The sequence below is a fragment of the Neisseria sp. P0021.S007 genome, from assembly GCF_051956855.1.
This window is the reverse complement of the sequence record NZ_JBQCXA010000695.1, coordinates 1-630: the sequence shown is the minus strand read 5'-3', so window position 1 is coordinate 630 and position 630 is coordinate 1. Positions and strand designations below refer to the sequence as shown.

At 53.3% G+C, this 630-nt stretch carries 1 pseudogene; it reads left to right on the top strand.

Annotated features, from left to right (window positions below):
* Positions 1–630 (top strand): annotated as a pseudogene (locus tag ACTHUR_RS15430) (ribonucleotide-diphosphate reductase subunit alpha); the annotation flags it as partial.

Genomic DNA, 630 nt, shown 5'->3' with positions numbered 1-630 from the left:
GCGTACAAATCAACCGCCTGCTGTACACCCGCTTGATTAAAGGCGGCAATATTACCCTGTTCTCGCCGAATGAAGTTCCGGGTTTGTATGATGCCTTCTTCGCCGACCAAGACGAGTTTGAACGCCTCTACACTCAATACGAGCAAGATCCAAACATCCGCAAACATACTTTGCCGGCAACAGAATTGTTCTCTACCCTGATGCAGGAACGTGCCGGTACCGGTCGTATCTACATCCAAAACGTTGACCACTGCAACACGCACAGCCCATTTGATCCGCGCGTTGCGCCTGTTCATCAGTCCAACTTGTGCATGGAAATCGCCCTGCCGACCAAACCGCTGGACAACATCAACGATGCAGAAGGCGAAATCGCCTTGTGTACCTTATCCGCCTTCAACTTGGGCGCATTGAACAACTTGGACGAACTGGAAGAGCTTGCCGATTTGACCGTACGCGCACTTGATGCCCTGCTGGATTATCAAGACTATCCGGTTGCAGCAGCACGCACCGCAACCATGAACCGCCGCACACTCGGCATCGGCGTAATCAACTACGCCTACTATCTGGCAAAAAACGGCGTACGTTACAGCGACGACTCCGCCCTCGGCCTGACCCACCGCACCTTTGAAG